At 46.8% G+C, this 14,030-nt stretch carries 12 protein-coding genes and 4 pseudogenes; 9 read left to right on the top strand and 7 right to left on the bottom strand.

Annotation, left to right across the window (positions count from 1 at the left end):
• The first annotated feature begins 71 nt into the window (after positions 1–71).
• From AC2A06_RS07140 to AC2A06_RS07125, 4 genes are all read left to right on the top strand, one after another.
• Positions 72–809 (top strand): carbonic anhydrase, encoded by a 738-nt coding sequence (locus tag AC2A06_RS07140; protein ID WP_484379838.1) that lies wholly within the window; start codon positions 72–74, stop codon positions 807–809.
• A gap of 336 nt (positions 810–1,145) precedes the next feature.
• A complete protein-coding gene (gene dusB, locus AC2A06_RS07135) occupies positions 1,146–2,123 on the top strand; it encodes a tRNA dihydrouridine synthase DusB (RefSeq protein ID WP_037384187.1) in 978 nt (325 codons plus the stop codon).
• A gap of 7 nt (positions 2,124–2,130) precedes the next feature.
• On the top strand, positions 2,131–2,427 hold the full coding sequence (fis, locus tag AC2A06_RS07130) for a DNA-binding transcriptional regulator Fis (protein ID WP_023491481.1): 297 nt from the start codon (positions 2,131–2,133) through the stop codon (positions 2,425–2,427).
• Positions 2,428–2,627: 200 nt separating this feature from the next.
• Positions 2,628–3,320, top strand: a complete 693-nt coding sequence (locus AC2A06_RS07125; RefSeq protein ID WP_484379837.1) for a CTP synthase C-terminal region-related (seleno)protein — start codon at positions 2,628–2,630, stop codon at positions 3,318–3,320.
• Positions 3,321–3,351: 31 nt separating this feature from the next.
• Here the strand turns inward: AC2A06_RS07125 and AC2A06_RS07120 are convergent.
• Positions 3,352–3,650 (bottom strand): annotated as a pseudogene (locus AC2A06_RS07120) (LrgB family protein); the annotation flags it as partial.
• Positions 3,651–3,652: 2 nt separating this feature from the next.
• Between AC2A06_RS07120 and AC2A06_RS07115 the strand changes: the two are divergent.
• Positions 3,653–4,019, top strand: a pseudogene (locus AC2A06_RS07115) (LysR substrate-binding domain-containing protein); the annotation flags it as partial.
• A gap of 240 nt (positions 4,020–4,259) precedes the next feature.
• On the opposite strand, the gene AC2A06_RS07110 reads toward AC2A06_RS07115, so the two are convergent.
• Both AC2A06_RS07110 and AC2A06_RS07105 read right to left on the bottom strand, forming a co-directional pair.
• Entirely contained in the window at positions 4,260–5,435 is a 1,176-nt protein-coding gene (locus AC2A06_RS07110) for an acyltransferase family protein (protein ID WP_473196663.1), read from the bottom strand.
• Between the two features lie 490 nt (positions 5,436–5,925).
• Positions 5,926–6,903 carry a calcium/sodium antiporter gene (locus AC2A06_RS07105; protein ID WP_484379836.1) on the bottom strand — a complete coding sequence of 326 codons (978 nt, stop codon included), beginning with the start codon at positions 6,901–6,903 and terminating at the stop codon, positions 5,926–5,928.
• Positions 6,904–6,929: 26 nt separating this feature from the next.
• Between AC2A06_RS07105 and AC2A06_RS07100 the strand changes: the two are divergent.
• Positions 6,930–7,141 (top strand): annotated as a pseudogene (locus tag AC2A06_RS07100) (type II toxin-antitoxin system prevent-host-death family antitoxin); the annotation flags it as partial.
• Positions 7,142–7,421: 280 nt separating this feature from the next.
• Positions 7,422–9,170 carry a SulP family inorganic anion transporter gene (locus tag AC2A06_RS07095; RefSeq protein WP_484379835.1) on the top strand — a complete coding sequence of 583 codons (1,749 nt, stop codon included), beginning with the start codon at positions 7,422–7,424 and terminating at the stop codon, positions 9,168–9,170.
• A 79-nt stretch (positions 9,171–9,249) separates the two neighbouring features.
• On the opposite strand, the gene AC2A06_RS07090 is transcribed toward AC2A06_RS07095, so the two are convergent.
• The 3 genes from AC2A06_RS07090 to AC2A06_RS07080 form a co-directional block, all read right to left on the bottom strand.
• The gene (locus AC2A06_RS07090) at positions 9,250–10,611 is read right to left on the bottom strand and encodes an NCS2 family permease (protein WP_023491484.1); all 1,362 of its coding nucleotides are present in this window, start codon (positions 10,609–10,611) and stop codon (positions 9,250–9,252) included.
• A gap of 318 nt (positions 10,612–10,929) precedes the next feature.
• Complete coding sequence (locus AC2A06_RS07085; protein WP_484379834.1) at positions 10,930–11,412, bottom strand: GNAT family N-acetyltransferase; 483 nt, start codon at positions 11,410–11,412, stop codon at positions 10,930–10,932.
• Entirely contained in the window at positions 11,403–11,687 is a 285-nt protein-coding gene (locus AC2A06_RS07080; RefSeq protein ID WP_484379833.1) for a type II toxin-antitoxin system TacA family antitoxin, read from the bottom strand. Before AC2A06_RS07080 ends, AC2A06_RS07085 begins: the two co-directional genes overlap by 10 nt.
• Before the next feature lie 751 nt (positions 11,688–12,438).
• On the opposite strand from AC2A06_RS07080, the pseudogene AC2A06_RS07075 reads away from it, so the two are divergent.
• Positions 12,439–12,756: pseudogene (locus AC2A06_RS07075) on the top strand (Tn7-like element transposition protein TnsE); the annotation flags it as partial.
• 152 nt (positions 12,757–12,908) lie between these two features.
• Here AC2A06_RS07075 and AC2A06_RS07070 read toward each other — a convergent pair.
• Positions 12,909–13,379 (bottom strand): hypothetical protein, encoded by a 471-nt coding sequence (locus tag AC2A06_RS07070; protein ID WP_484379832.1) that lies wholly within the window; start codon positions 13,377–13,379, stop codon positions 12,909–12,911.
• An 85-nt stretch (positions 13,380–13,464) separates the two neighbouring features.
• Between AC2A06_RS07070 and AC2A06_RS07065 the strand changes: the two genes are divergently transcribed.
• On the top strand, positions 13,465–13,785 hold the full coding sequence (locus AC2A06_RS07065; RefSeq protein WP_484379831.1) for a helix-turn-helix domain-containing protein: 321 nt from the start codon (positions 13,465–13,467) through the stop codon (positions 13,783–13,785).
• Positions 13,786–14,030: the final 245 nt, after the last annotated feature.

Genomic DNA, 14,030 nt, shown 5'->3' with positions numbered 1-14,030 from the left:
CATAATGATAGCGGCCCCACCGAGGCTATCTGACCAGAGTAATCAACATTTTCGTTAGAAAGGATAACGCAATGAAAGGAAAAGTATTGTTAGCGGCCCTATTGGCGGCCAGTTTCTCAATTTGTGCCGCAGAGCAGCATGCACATTGGAGTTATGAAGGGCAGGAAGACCCCGCTCATTGGGGTAAACTCTCGCCAGATTTTTCACTGTGTGAAACTGGTAAGAATCAATCCCCAGTCAATATTCAAGGTGCATTGAAAACTCATCACGGTAAGCTTGAACTGGCTTTTCGGTCAGGTAAACAGCAAATCGTCAATAATGGCCATACCATTCAAATCAATGTCAGTGAAGGGAACACGTTACGTTTAGATAACGACACCTTCACGCTGCAGCAATTCCATTTCCACGCACCAAGCGAAAATGAAATCGATGGCAAGCAGTACCCGCTGGAAGGTCACTTTGTTTACAAAAATAAAGCAGGCGCACTGGCTGTATTAGCAGTGATGTTCCAAGAAGGAAAAGCCAATCCACAGTTGGCACAAGCCTGGCAACAAATGCCAACGGCGGTTGACCAACCTGCAGTGTTAAACAAACCTGTCGATCTCAAGGCTCTATTGCCTAAAACCTTTAAATTCTATCGCTTCAGTGGTTCGCTGACCACGCCACCTTGTTCTGAAGGTGTTAGTTGGTTGGTGCTGGAACAGCCTGTAAGCGCTTCTGCCGAGCAAATCAGTCAGTTCCGTGGCGTGGTCCACCATGCCAACAATCGCCCGGTACAACCACTGAATGGCCGTGTTATCGTCGATTGATAGTAGACTGAGATTATCACTGCCTTTGCTCAGGCAGGGCCCAAGGATGGGCCACATGTACCCACGCTGCTAACATCCCTGCAACTTGTATAAACTTGGGGCCTCGTTACTGGATGCCAAGATAATATCTTGTTGAGTGGAGAATATTTTATTGTGCAAAAAACAAACAAAAATACGTAATTCATTGTTAAATAAAAACAATATTCCCATCGTTCACTGTGTTGCGCATTTTTATTAATAAATTGCAGTAAATTGGTCAAAGTTTGGCCTTTCATCTCGGCGAAAAAATGCGTAATATACGCGCCCTTGCAGACACAGTATGGTTATTCTTTGTCAATGCGCATTGGACACCACCAGTTAACAAATTGCCTGATTGCGGCTCCGATGGCCGGTATCACAGATCGCCCATTCAGAACCTTGTGTCATGCAATGGGGGCTGGGATGACGGTATCTGAAATGCTCTCCTCCAATCCAGAGGTGTGGCGTACAGATAAGTCGCGTTTGCGTATGGTACATAGTGATGAACCCGGGATCCGCTCGGTACAGATAGCTGGATGTGATCCTGATGATATGGCGGCGGCGGCGCGCATTAATGTGGCCAGCGGTGCCCAAATCATCGACATCAATATGGGGTGCCCAGCCAAGAAAGTGAACCGTAAACTTGCCGGCTCTGCATTACTGCAGTACCCGGAACGGGTTAAACAGATCCTCCTCGCGGTGGTTAGCGCGGTGGATGTGCCGGTAACACTGAAGATTCGTACTGGCTGGGAGCCAGAACACCGTAACTGTGTAGAGATTGCCCAACTGGCCGAGGATTGTGGCATACAGGCCCTGACTATTCATGGCCGCACCCGTGCCTGTCTGTTTAACGGCAGCGCGGAGTATGACAGCATTCGAGCAGTTAAGCAGCGTGTCACCATTCCGATTATCGCGAATGGTGACATTACTGACCCGCATAAAGCCAGAGCAGTACTCGACTACACTGGGGCTGATGCCCTGATGATAGGCCGTGCTGCTCAGGGGAGACCTTGGATCTTCCGGGAAATCCAGCATTATCTGGACACAGGGGAGTTGCTGCCACCGATGCCACTTGGCAACGTGAAGCACTTGTTGTTAGAGCATATTCGGGAATTGCACGGCTTTTATGGCCAAGGCAAGGGATTCCGAATTGCTCGAAAGCACGTCTCTTGGTACTTACAGGAGCATGCCCCGAATGACCAGTTTCGGCGCACATTCAACGCCATTGAGGATGCCAGCGAACAGCTGGAGGCGTTGGAGGCATATTTCGAAAATCTTAGCGTAACAAAGAGCTGACAGAACTATGTTCGAACAACGCGTAAATTCTGACGTACTGACCGTTTCAACTGTAAATTCACAGGATCAAGTGACTCAAAAGCCTCTGCGTGACTCGGTTAAGCAAGCACTGAAGAACTATTTTGCTCAATTAAATGGTCAAGATGTTAATGAGTTATATGAGCTGGTACTGGCTGAAGTGGAGCAGCCACTATTGGACATGGTGATGCAATACACCCGTGGCAACCAGACTCGTGCAGCCCTGATGATGGGTATCAACCGCGGTACACTGCGTAAGAAATTGAAAAAATATGGTATGAACTGATACTAGTCAGTTAACCTATTGATAAAAGGCGCTTTTCCTTATCGGGTGAAGCGCCTTTTTGTTTGTTATAACGGTGATTTGCGTGAACTTGGGCAGACATTGCATTCCTCAACACATTTTGTGCTCTGTTGCTAAAAAAGATGCAGACTAACAATTAACAGTGCTGTAACATCCTTTTTTACCTGCGTAGGAAAAAGGAAATGAGCAAATCTCAAGTTCGTCTCGCACTGATTGGTGATTACCAACCCACTATTGTTGCCCATCAGGCGATCCCCATCGCCATCCAACTTACTGCTTCCCACCTTGATATTGATATTCAAGCCCAATGGATCCCCACAGAAATGCTGAACAATACCGCAGTCTTGCAGGATTATGATGCTATCTGGGTGGTACCCGGCAGCCCCTATCACCATGATGACGGGGTTTTTATGAGCATCCGCTATGCCCGCGAGCAAGACATCCCCTTTCTCGGGTCATGTGGCGGATTTCAGTATGCGGTGATTGAGTATGCGCGTAATGCGATGGGTTGGCATGATGCCGGACATGCAGAAACCGATAACGGTGGTCGTTTGGTGATCGCACCGTTGAGTTGTTCACTGGTGGAAAAGAGCGGTACTATTCTGCTCCAGCCTGACACGATAATCGCTAACGCTTATGGTAAGCAGGAAGTCCACGAAGGTTATCACTGCAACTTTGGTGTTAACCCTGAGTTTGTTGCTGACCTGGAAAAGCATCCGTTGATCATCAGTGGTCATGATCCTCAAGGGGATGTTCGTTCCATAGAGCTACCGGGGCACCGTTTTTATGCTGCCACCCTGTTCCAATCGGAGCGAGCGGCGCTACGCGGTGAGTTATCTCCCTTGGTTGTCTCCCTGATCCAGGCTACTCGCTAAATCTTTTGGGGGGATTCTGCCCCCTATCGCCTCACCACATAAGGTGACCAATAGTGGTGCCGCAATAACGGTGATAATCCCCGCCAACATCATCACTAAACTGGATACCACGCCTTCTTGCTGGCCCATTTCATAGGCTCTGGCGGTTCCGGCACCATGAGACGACGCCCCCAGACCGGCCCCTTTAGCCAGGCCACTGCGCACACTCAGGCGCAAAAATAGAATGTCCTTCACAACCATACCAAACACTCCGGTAATCACCACAAACAGCGCCACCAACACCGCTGTGAGCCCCCCCGCGCTAAGAGAAAGCCAATGGCGGCAAATGATAAATTACCGATTTAATCAGGCAATTTCGCCAGACTATCCAACGGGAGATCTGTGAACTAGGGGCCAGTCAGTTGAACAAGCCGTCCTGTCCGGTGAATTGGATCTGGCGCTGACCATCTTGCCCACCAGCGCAGATCCGTCATTAATCTTCCTGTCCCTACTTGTATGGTAGTGCCAAAATCTAGGCACTGGCACAACCGAACCTGTATCAATATCAGCGAATTGGCTAAGTGGCCGATTCTGATTTATAACGAAGATTTCGCGCTGTATAAAATGTTGATGACGGCGTTCCAACCGGCGGATTTCGAACCTGATATTGTTGTACGCAGTGGTCAGTGGGATTTCTTGGCGACGATGGAAGCCCTAGGAGCATAGCCAACTTGGTGACTAGGATGACAGATAAATCCGTCTGGAGCGGTCACCCTCCAGTAATGGCTACATAAGTCTTTCAGTCTATGAATTACTGCTACAAACAGCGGATTGAAAAATGTCATAAGCATTTTCCATATCAATAAGCTGACAGATAATCACAGGCAATGAAAGTACCGATGATCCTGTCATGCATGTCTGAGCCTGTTCATGACGGACAGGCTCAGACCTATCGCAAGATTATATTTTGATATAGATTTGGCGGCGATACAGTACCGAACTTATGGCTCCGTTGATGCCAAGAAATAACAAAGCATAAGCTAATGAACTCAGATAGTCACCTAATACCGGTCTTAACATCCCTTCGTAGACAAACAGATGAATGGTGCTCAACGAGTCATAGTGGCCAAACGGAATGGTGTTTAACAGTAAAGAAAGAAAAGCCGCATTGACGTAAATAAATAACGGATTGATGCCAAACGACTCAAATGGGCGACTCCAAGTGGTCTTACCCTGGATATCAATAATCCACATCAATAATGCGAGTAAAGAGGCCGCCAAACCACAAGTCACCAAGACAAAAGTAGGCGACCAAATTTTTTTATTAATCGGACAACCATAGCTGAGTAAAAAACCGATGAAAGTCAGAGTGGTACCAATAATAAACAGTGTTTGAACCTTCTGCCGAATATCCTGGACTTGTGAAAGAATTTTACCGCAGTAAAAACCCAACAGAACATGAGCGATGGCCGGAAGCGTACTTAGCAGCCCTTCAGGATCAATCGCTAGCCCGGCATCTTTGTACATGTGATTAACGCCAAGCACCGCTTGGTCGAGCCGCGAAACAATATTCTGCTCACTTTGTTCGAACCCATTCCCTGCGAACAAAATAGCAAAATATCCCAGCAACAGGGTGACAATAATATGCGGGATGTACTTGTGATTAACCAGGAGCGCGATCATTGCCGTCACGGCGTAACAGATAGCCAATCGTTGCATCACACCTAAAATGCGGATGTGTTCAAAATTCCACAGTGATGGCCCCATACGTTGCCAGAACCCGATCCCTTCAATAGTTAGCTTGTATGAGGTTCTGAGAAAAAGTGCGAACCAGGCAATCAACAGCCCTATCATAAAAATAACCAAGGTACGGGTCAGAATTTTCACTATATTAGATGAATCGAGGGAAAACTGGCTTTTTTGCAGGGAAATATATGTCGATATCCCCATAATAAACATGAAGAAAGGGAAAACCAGATCGGTTGGTGTCAATCCATTCCAGGGGGCATGGTTGAGAGGAGTATAAACATAGCTCCAAGAACCGGGATTATTGACCAAGATCATACCTGCGATTGTCATGCCTCGTAAAACATCCAGAGAGAGCAGACGCTGATGAGAATGGGAGTTATTTGACATTATATGGAATCGTCCTGATAAAAAAGGGGATATATGCTGCATTGAACCGTAATCAAACTCATCCAAAACAAGTTGAACTTATTGGAATACTTTCACTTTTCGCTTTAATGACACTGAATATACTCGAAATTACACCCCTGTGATTTTCTCTACGGGCTACCGCTAAGCGGCCTTCAAATCGCTTCCTGACCGATGTATCCCAGCAGACTGGTCCATATCACATAGCGGGCTATGCTCCTGTGGACTCTGGTGTTTGCCATCTACAAGCAACTCGAATCATTTTAGGTCTATGTGTACCTGTAAACAGAATTGCTTGATGTTATTCTTATCACAGTTCAGAAAAAAAAAGCCAAAAATGATTAGTTAAATTAATGATTCACCCAGGGATATGTAAGGGCTTTCTTGCTAGATGCCCTAAGGCGAGAAGGAAACGGGTTTGATGCTACCTGTCAAATAGACTGACGATCAAAAAACCTATGTCTGGTAGGATTTACAGTGCTCCGTAGAGCAGATAAGTGTTGTAGCCAAGATAACACAGTAAAAGCAAGACACCTTCGCCACGCTTGATGCTTTGTGATTTACCAGAACGCACTATTAACATCAAGAGCGCAGTGGCAAATAGCATTGATGTCCAATCACGCCAGAAAACTTCAGCACCAATATTGGTAATTGGTTCAATGGTGCCTGCGATCCCAATGACCGCTAATGAATTAAACATATTGGAGCCAACGATATTCCCGACTACGATGTCATGTTCACCTTTCCGAGCAGCCACAATTGATGTTGCCAACTCAGGAAGAGACGTTCCAAAAGCGACAATAGTTAATCCAATCAGCAGATCACTGACACCGAGTTGCTGGGCAATTTCAACCGCACCCCAAACCAGAATTCTGGAACTGACGATTAATAGTGCTAAACCCAAGATCAGCCAAAAAATAGCCGCCTTGAGCGTTGTCACATTTGTTGAGATCTCTTGCTCGATTTCTTGTTCTAAAGGGTCACCTTTTGAACGAAATGCGCACCAGATTGACCAACCTATCAGCAATACAAACCCGCCGATCAGTCCCCACGCTTCCGCAACGCCTATTTGTTGGTTCCATAACATAGCTCCCACCACTGCTGTGACTAGCAAGAGAATGGGCAACTCTTTACGAATTATGTTCGAATGAACCGCGATAGGGGCGATAATCGCTGTAATACCCAATATCAAGGTAATATTGGCAATATTTGAGCCAAGTGCATTACCAAGAGCAAGAGCAGGATTACCTTCCATTGCAGCCATGGCTGATACCACCATCTCGGGAGCCGATGTACCAAATCCCACAACGATCATACCAATCAATAACGGTGGCATGCCCGCATAGCTGGCACTGGCGGCTGCACCTTCGACAAATTTGTCAGCACTCCAAACCAGCACTGCAAAACCAACCATGATGGCAAACGTCGCTAGTAGCATATTTTTATCCACGAGTTTTAGGTACACCTAATTATAGAATGTTAAGCGAGAAATTTGATCGGATTGAAGATAGAGCACCGGTGTTGATCACCCGTCAGCATGGCGAATCTTGTGTGTTGATGTCACTGGAAGAGTACAACTCGCTGGAAGAAAAGGCTTATTTACTGCGTTCACCCAAGAATGCTCGCAGATTGATGGATTCCATCGAGAGTCTCAAAAGTGGTGAGGTGTAGAAAGTGAAATTATTGATATGGTGCCATGGCAACTATCTTCCCCACTGTGCTCAAGCCTGGGTTGCTTGCTACCGCGACTACTGGCCACCACCAAAGTAAAATATGGCCCCAACGCTGCCCTTTGTGCATGGCCCAATGCCGTAATGACACGACGAAACCTCTGCTATACTGGTGATAATTTTGATAAATATTCACCAGGACTTGATTAAAAATCGGCTGATTGCCCCTCAGGTATAGTCCGTCTGTGGAGTCAACAGCCTGAGAAAAACATTATTAACTATGTCAGATAGAGCATCTATGCGGTGGAAATCTCTGCAAAAAGTAGCCCCCGGGCTAGTGAACCTGTTCGCTTATGAGCGCACTTGGCTAAAACCTGATATTCAAGCAGGCCTTTCTGTTGCCGCCGTGGCGTTGCCGGTAGCGATTGCCTACGCCGAATTAGCCGGTGTCGGCGCCATCGTTGGGCTTTACTCCTGTATTCTACCGATGATTGCCTACGCCATATTCGGTTCATCACGGCAATTGATCGTCGGGCCTGATGCGGCAACCTGTGCAGTCATTGCCGCCGTCGTCACCCCCCTGGCGGCAGGCAATAGCGAACTCCATTGGCAATTAACCATCATTATGACCTTGATGATGGGCACCTGGTGCCTTATCGCCAGCCGTTTCAAGCTGGGTGCTATTGCCGACCTTTTGTCACACCCGATATTGCATGGGCTACTAAATGGCGTAGCACTAACAATTATTGTAAATCAAATCAGTAAAATATTTGGGTTCCCCGCGCCATCCAGTGAACTGATTGAGCGCATTTACGCTCTACCAAACAATTTACTCAACAGTCACTGGCCCACCATCGGTGTCTCGCTACTGACACTGTTGATCCTGCTGGGGGTACACCGCGCCCGGCCTAATTGGCCAGCTCCGTTATTCGCCGTCATCCTGACCACCGGGCTGACCTGGCTGGTTAATTTGCCACGCTTTGGGGTGGAAACTGTATCAGCAGGCTTTAGCGGTGGTGGATTGCCCATGGTAACCTGGCCTGACTTTAAACCAGGTTTACTGCGTGAACTGGTGCTACCGGCGTTAAACCTGGCGGTAGTCAGCTTTGTCAGTATGATGCTCACCGCACGCAGTTTCGCCGCCAAAAACGGGTACGAGGTTGATGCCGACAGTGAGTTCCGTGCGTTGGGGTTAGTTAATATCGTCTCCGGGCTATCACAAGGGTTCGCCATCAGCGGGGCAAACTCCCGTACCGCTGTGAATGATGCCAATGGTGGCAAAAGCCAATTGGTCTCCATCATTGCTGCACTGGCAATCGGCTTAGTGGTGATATTCTGTCGCCAACCTTTACAGTTTATCCCCACAGCAGTGCTGGGCGTGATACTGATTTACGCCTCCTGGTCGTTGCTGGATATGCGCAGCATTACTCGGCTACGTAAACGCAACCGTCCGGCGTTTTATCTGGCCCTGTTTACCTTCATCAGCGTACTGCTGATGGGGATTATCCCCGGTATTGGTCTTGCTGTTCTATTGGGGTTATTACAGTTTTTAAAAACCGTTTTCCGCCCTACCGAGCAGTTGCTCGGGGTCAATAATGACGGAATGATCCATTCCATTGGTAACAATAATGGTATTAAACCGGTGGATGGCGTCATCATGTACCGTTTTAACTCGCCACTGACCTATTTTAATGTGGCCTACTTTAAACGGCGAGTCACCAATCTGGTGGACGGCACGCCTTTCCAATCCCGTTGGGTGGTGATTGACGCCGTAGCCAGCTTCACCCATCCAGATATCAGCGTACTCGCCGCTATCGATGAGTTAAAACGGGAACTTAAATTGCGCGGTATAACTCTGGTGCTGGCAGGCCGACGTACCGAGCTGACACGTTGGTTCCGCATAAAACACTCTGACAATAAAGAGCAGGACCTGATTCTAGTTCCCGATCTGTATCTGGCATTGCGCCTGATTCAAAGTAAAGAGTACAAAGCGAAAGGGGGTCATCACCCAACAACCAGCGCACCGATACCAGTGGCTAGCGAGTAATATCACGCCCTGGCAGAGGAAATATCAGTAGAGAAGAAAGAACAACAGGGCCGAACAACGGCCCTGCTGCAAACCAGGTTTAAATCGCCCAACCACCCGCATAAAACGCCACCAATGCGATGGCAATCAATACAGTACCAATATTCAGTTTACGCCACTCACCTGAGAATATACGGCCAATCACCAGCGAGCTGAAGCCCAGCATAATGCCGGTAACGATATTACAGGTCAGCACAATAAATACTGCACACAACAGACCCGACATCGCATCAACAAAGTCGTTGAAATCCAGTTTGGTGACGTTACTCAACATCAACAACCCCACATACATCAATGCGGGTGCTGTGGCATAGACCGGAACCAGGTAAGAGAGTGGCGACAAGAACAGGATCAACAAGAACAACAACCCAACCACGGTTGCCGTCAAACCAGTTTTACCGCCAGCGGCAGTACCTGCAGCAGATTCGATATAAACCGCTGCGGGTGAAGCACCCACCAACCCGGAAAAAATGCTGCTCAGGGAGTCAGTAGTTAATGCTTTACCCCCGTTGATAATCTGGCCATCTTTATCCAACAGATTAGCCTGCCCAGCTACCGCTCGGATAGTCCCAGTGGCATCAAACACCGCCGTCATCACCAACGCCAACACGCTTGGCAATACTATCGGTTGCAAAGCCCCTTTGATATCCAGGCTAAAAATCAGTGAATTGCCATCAGCATCTGCCAAACTTGGCATAGCGAACAGCCCCTGATATGTCACTGCCGGGTCGAAAATCAGGCCAACAACCGAGATAACCACGATCACCAGCAGGATCCCGCCTGGCACGCGCAATTTTTCCAAGCCAAAAATAACCGCCAAACCCACTAATGTCATCACCACCGGAAACGAGGTGAAAGCCCCTAATGTCACTGGCAAACCATCCAGTGGGTTCTTCACCACCAGACCGACACCGTTAGCAGCGATCAACAACAAGAACAGCCCGATACCAATCCCTGTACCGTGAGCCACCCCCATGGGTAAATTACGCAAAATCCAGGTGCGGATACCCGTTACCGAGATAAAGGTAAACAATACCCCCATCAAAAATACCGCCCCCAACGCGACAGGAATGGAGATCTGCTGACCCAAGACCAAGCTAAAGGCGGTGAATGCGGTCAATGAAATCGCACAACCAATCGCCATTGGCAAATTAGCCCACAACCCCATCAGCAATGAACCCAGCCCTGCAACCAGACAGGTCGCCACAAACACGGCCGTTGGTGGAAAACCGGCTTTACCGAGCATACTGGGGACCACGATTACTGAATAAACCATTGCCAAGAAGGTGGTCAGGCCTGCGACCACCTCTTGACGCACGTTGGTACCACGTGCTGAAAGCTGAAAATATCCGTCAAGCACGCCCTTTGGTTTCCCGGCGTTATTCGCTTGAGAATTCGACATGTTGTTATCCCCTGTGTTTTATTGTCCACCTCTCTACCCGTCGCCATTAAAACGGCGGCGGTTATCAAGAGGTACTTTTAAGGCAAACGATTATCCAACCTTAGATAGTGTCTAATCAACCCAAGATCGCGACAATTTATGTAGAAGGTATGAGATCAAGCATAGCCGAAGACGGGATGCTTATCGTTGTCACCATGGTAGCGGCAGCACGGTGAATTGCAGTGTCGGTGAATAAAGCAACTGCAATAGGGGGAACTCATTACAGCTGAACTTAAGGCGGTTATCCCTGATCATTGTCGCCGCGCAGTTGAAGCAATCTCAAATCTTGTAGAAGAGTGTATTCGGCGTGATAGGAGATGGTACAAAACCGAAGTACTCATAGAATGCTCTTGCTTGATCATCTATTGCATGCACCATGATGGCTTTAATACCCACTTGGTCTGCCAAATTAGACACTCGCCGCACGGCATCATTAAGCAGCCATTTGCCAAAATGATGCCCCTGAGTACAGACATCCACAGCCAGACGCCCCAGAAGGACGATGGGAATAGGATCGGGCATGTTCTGGCGCAGGTTACGACCTAAATCAACGTGGCAGACTGAGCCGGTTGCCAGGGAATAATAACCCACCACGCGCTTTGTGCCGTCCAGACAGATAACGAAAGTACGAGAGGCATTTTGGCCCTGGTTTTTCATGGCTCGACGACGCAACCAGTCACTCAACACCTCATTTCCGCAATCGAACGGCTGGAGAATATGCTCTTCTGTCAGCAGTTCCGGCGCAGTAATGATTATTTCCATTCAGGCTTCAGATCCATTAAGCGTTTGCGCCCTTCGACGTTTTGCACTGGCGCTTCGAGCTGTTCAATAAATGCCTGATAGCGAGCATCATCAAGAACGAAGACACGCTGATCCAGGATGATGTTCTGAGCCTCATGAACCGCCTTCTCAATAATAAAGTCGGTGCGGTTCTTATTGATCAGACTGGCAGCATAGTCGATGACGGCACGCTCTTCTTCGGTAGCCCGGACGTTAATTTGCTTGTCACGAGTGGGTTTACGAACGAAACGCTGCATAGCACCCTCCTTATGGTAACAAAATGCTATACAAGGATAATAGCTAAAAAGGTAACAGATTGCTATACAGTAATCGCCATGTCATTCAGTTCTGCTTGCGCTATAAAAAAACCCCGTATCACGGGGCTTACAAATTAAAACGTTACAAAAAACGCTATGACATTTTTTACAGCGGTTAGATTTATCTGATATAATATTAAATATAATCAATTATTTAAATATCAATGATATATCTGATTTTTTATTTATTTTTGTAATGTTTTTTGTTAAAAAATATCTAATAAAGCAAATGAAACTTTACATTCTTTAAGGCGATGCTCTCCCGTAAGGTAAGCATCCGGTGCTCACTTTGAGTAGTGGCCTTATTAGTTATTCTGTTGGTACTGGTTAGCTGAAGGTGTTTTAACTAGCTCACGACTGAAGAAAATGATTTGTCTGCTTAATCAGTTAACGACGATTTTGTCTTGTTTAGATCGTTATTACCCACCCACAGTGCGATGACTTCAAAAGAATGAATTCAAGTCAATTGAATTGAACTTTGCTTGCTCTTTCCAAACACAATAAATTGATAATAAAAAGAAAGAACAGGAAGCGATCAGTTTGTTGAAGATGTTTTTCAAACTTCAAGCACTGAGGCCAAAATCGTAAGCACCGATGAAAGCACCATTTTAGGTAGTTTACCTTCAGCTGACTTCGATAGCATTGACGATACCAGTGATGAGCCCATCTCTACACCGATAAATTCAAATCTTTTGATGAGATGGTAAAGCTATTGGTTGCTATGCCTGATTGCCAGCATGTGACCTCAAAATTACGTAAATTACCTGCACTAAAGCGACATTTGTTGGCCAATGGCAACCCGCGATGTCTTTCGTTTCATGTGGTGAGAAAAAACGGTAAAAACTATGCCTTGATTGAGGTCGACACCTCAGACGACAGCCTCAGGCTCTCGATGCTGTTAATTAAACCTTTGCTACCGTTATCTCTCCCTTGGGAGGTCATCTTAAAAGAGCTTGAGCGGCTCTTGGTCGAAAGATCATTATCATGGCCTATCACTGATTTGTGGTGAAGGCTATCGCCGCCTATCTCATCCTAAAACGTCCCTTGATGGCCAATCGGCTTTTGCTGAGGAAGCCATTAATCGCTGGGCAGAACGGGTGTATATGGCATTATCAGAGTAATGGGTACGAAGCGAATGCCAGCCCACTGGCATTCGTTTCATCAGGAAATGATCTGATTAACTGCACGTAGTTTGCCATTTAGCTGATACAATTTTTCAGCAGCATCTTTATGTAACCTGTTGATTTTATGCTTTTCATTGGGTATTTTTTGCAACAACTCATTATAGGCCTGCATTTCGTATTCTGTCATCAGAACCTCTTTTTCTAACGCCTTTTTCTCTGCTAGCAGATCATAATGGCAAGGTGTTGGTAAACAAATACGAGTATCACGTAAGAGGCATTCAGCAAATTTGTAGCCCCTATGATTTCGACCCCCACTGGATGTCACTAACCCTTGTATTTTCAAAAGGTAGATATTTCTATTAATCAGGCCGCAGGCTTGCTGTTCAGAAAGCTGGTTGACTGATATCGCGATGTTGATTAACTCTTTTCTTTTTATGTAATTACACTTTATTTCAGCTAAAACACGGCGAAATTTTTCACTGGTTTTGCATAAGGTTCCCTGGTGCATCTACTGCTCTGTTCCAATTCTAAAACATAGGATTGCTAAGTATACAGAACTAGGAGAAACTTAGACAATCTAAGCATGTGAGAATTTGAATGATGAAAAAACATTGCAGAAAAATCCCATCCCAGAGCGCCTTAAGCAAGCGCGTAAAAAAGCAGGTTTATCCCAGAAGGAGCTGGGTGTGAAAGCCGGCATGGATGAAGGTTCTGCCAGCAGTCGTATGAACCATTATGAAAAAGGCCGTCATGTTCCCGATATTGATATGCTGCGCAATATGGCAAAGGTACTGAATGTGCCTTTAAGCTATTTCTTCTGTGATGATGAGTTAAGCGCGGAGCTGGTGTGTCTTTTTGAAAAGCTTGGGGAAGAGGAAAAGTTGGTGTTATTGGAGAGGTTGCGGGGTGAGTGAACATTTTTTCTGGTGGGACACATTGTAGTAAGTCCACGCCAATGGGACTTACTACTTTGCAGGGTAGAGCACTGACCTGAGCTAGGTAAGGGTTGTAAGCCGAAACCACCGAAATTTCCGTCACGCCACTTTCCTCCCCTGCCACTTGGGCATCCAGGTCAACCACCTTGTCGTTACTCTGAAAAATTTAATTCTTTACCAATCCCAACCCTTGCAACGAAGTCGGGATCGTGAGAGACCACTAC

This window comes from Serratia sp. HNCC26DJ244 (assembly GCF_057180565.1).
Note: the sequence above shows the minus strand (reverse complement) of the source record. Positions and strands in the feature narration are given on the sequence as shown.

Excerpts from the sequence above, each read along its gene's own strand:
- AC2A06_RS07140 (WP_484379838.1), top strand. The coding sequence starts at position 72 with ATGAAAGGAAAAGTATTGTTAGCGGCCCTATTGGCGGCCAGTTTCTCA.
- dusB (WP_037384187.1), top strand. The coding sequence starts at position 1,146 with ATGCGCATTGGACACCACCAGTTAACAAATTGCCTGATTGCGGCTCCG.
- fis (WP_023491481.1), top strand. The coding sequence starts at position 2,131 with ATGTTCGAACAACGCGTAAATTCTGACGTACTGACCGTTTCAACTGTA.
- AC2A06_RS07125 (WP_484379837.1), top strand. The coding sequence starts at position 2,628 with ATGAGCAAATCTCAAGTTCGTCTCGCACTGATTGGTGATTACCAACCC.
- AC2A06_RS07110 (WP_473196663.1), bottom strand. The coding sequence starts at position 5,435 with ATGTCAAATAACTCCCATTCTCATCAGCGTCTGCTCTCTCTGGATGTT.
- AC2A06_RS07095 (WP_484379835.1), top strand. The coding sequence starts at position 7,422 with ATGCGGTGGAAATCTCTGCAAAAAGTAGCCCCCGGGCTAGTGAACCTG.
- AC2A06_RS07090 (WP_023491484.1), bottom strand. The coding sequence starts at position 10,611 with ATGTCGAATTCTCAAGCGAATAACGCCGGGAAACCAAAGGGCGTGCTT.
- AC2A06_RS07085 (WP_484379834.1), bottom strand. The coding sequence starts at position 11,412 with ATGGAAATAATCATTACTGCGCCGGAACTGCTGACAGAAGAGCATATT.
- AC2A06_RS07080 (WP_484379833.1), bottom strand. The coding sequence starts at position 11,687 with ATGCAGCGTTTCGTTCGTAAACCCACTCGTGACAAGCAAATTAACGTC.
- AC2A06_RS07070 (WP_484379832.1), bottom strand. The coding sequence starts at position 13,379 with ATGCACCAGGGAACCTTATGCAAAACCAGTGAAAAATTTCGCCGTGTT.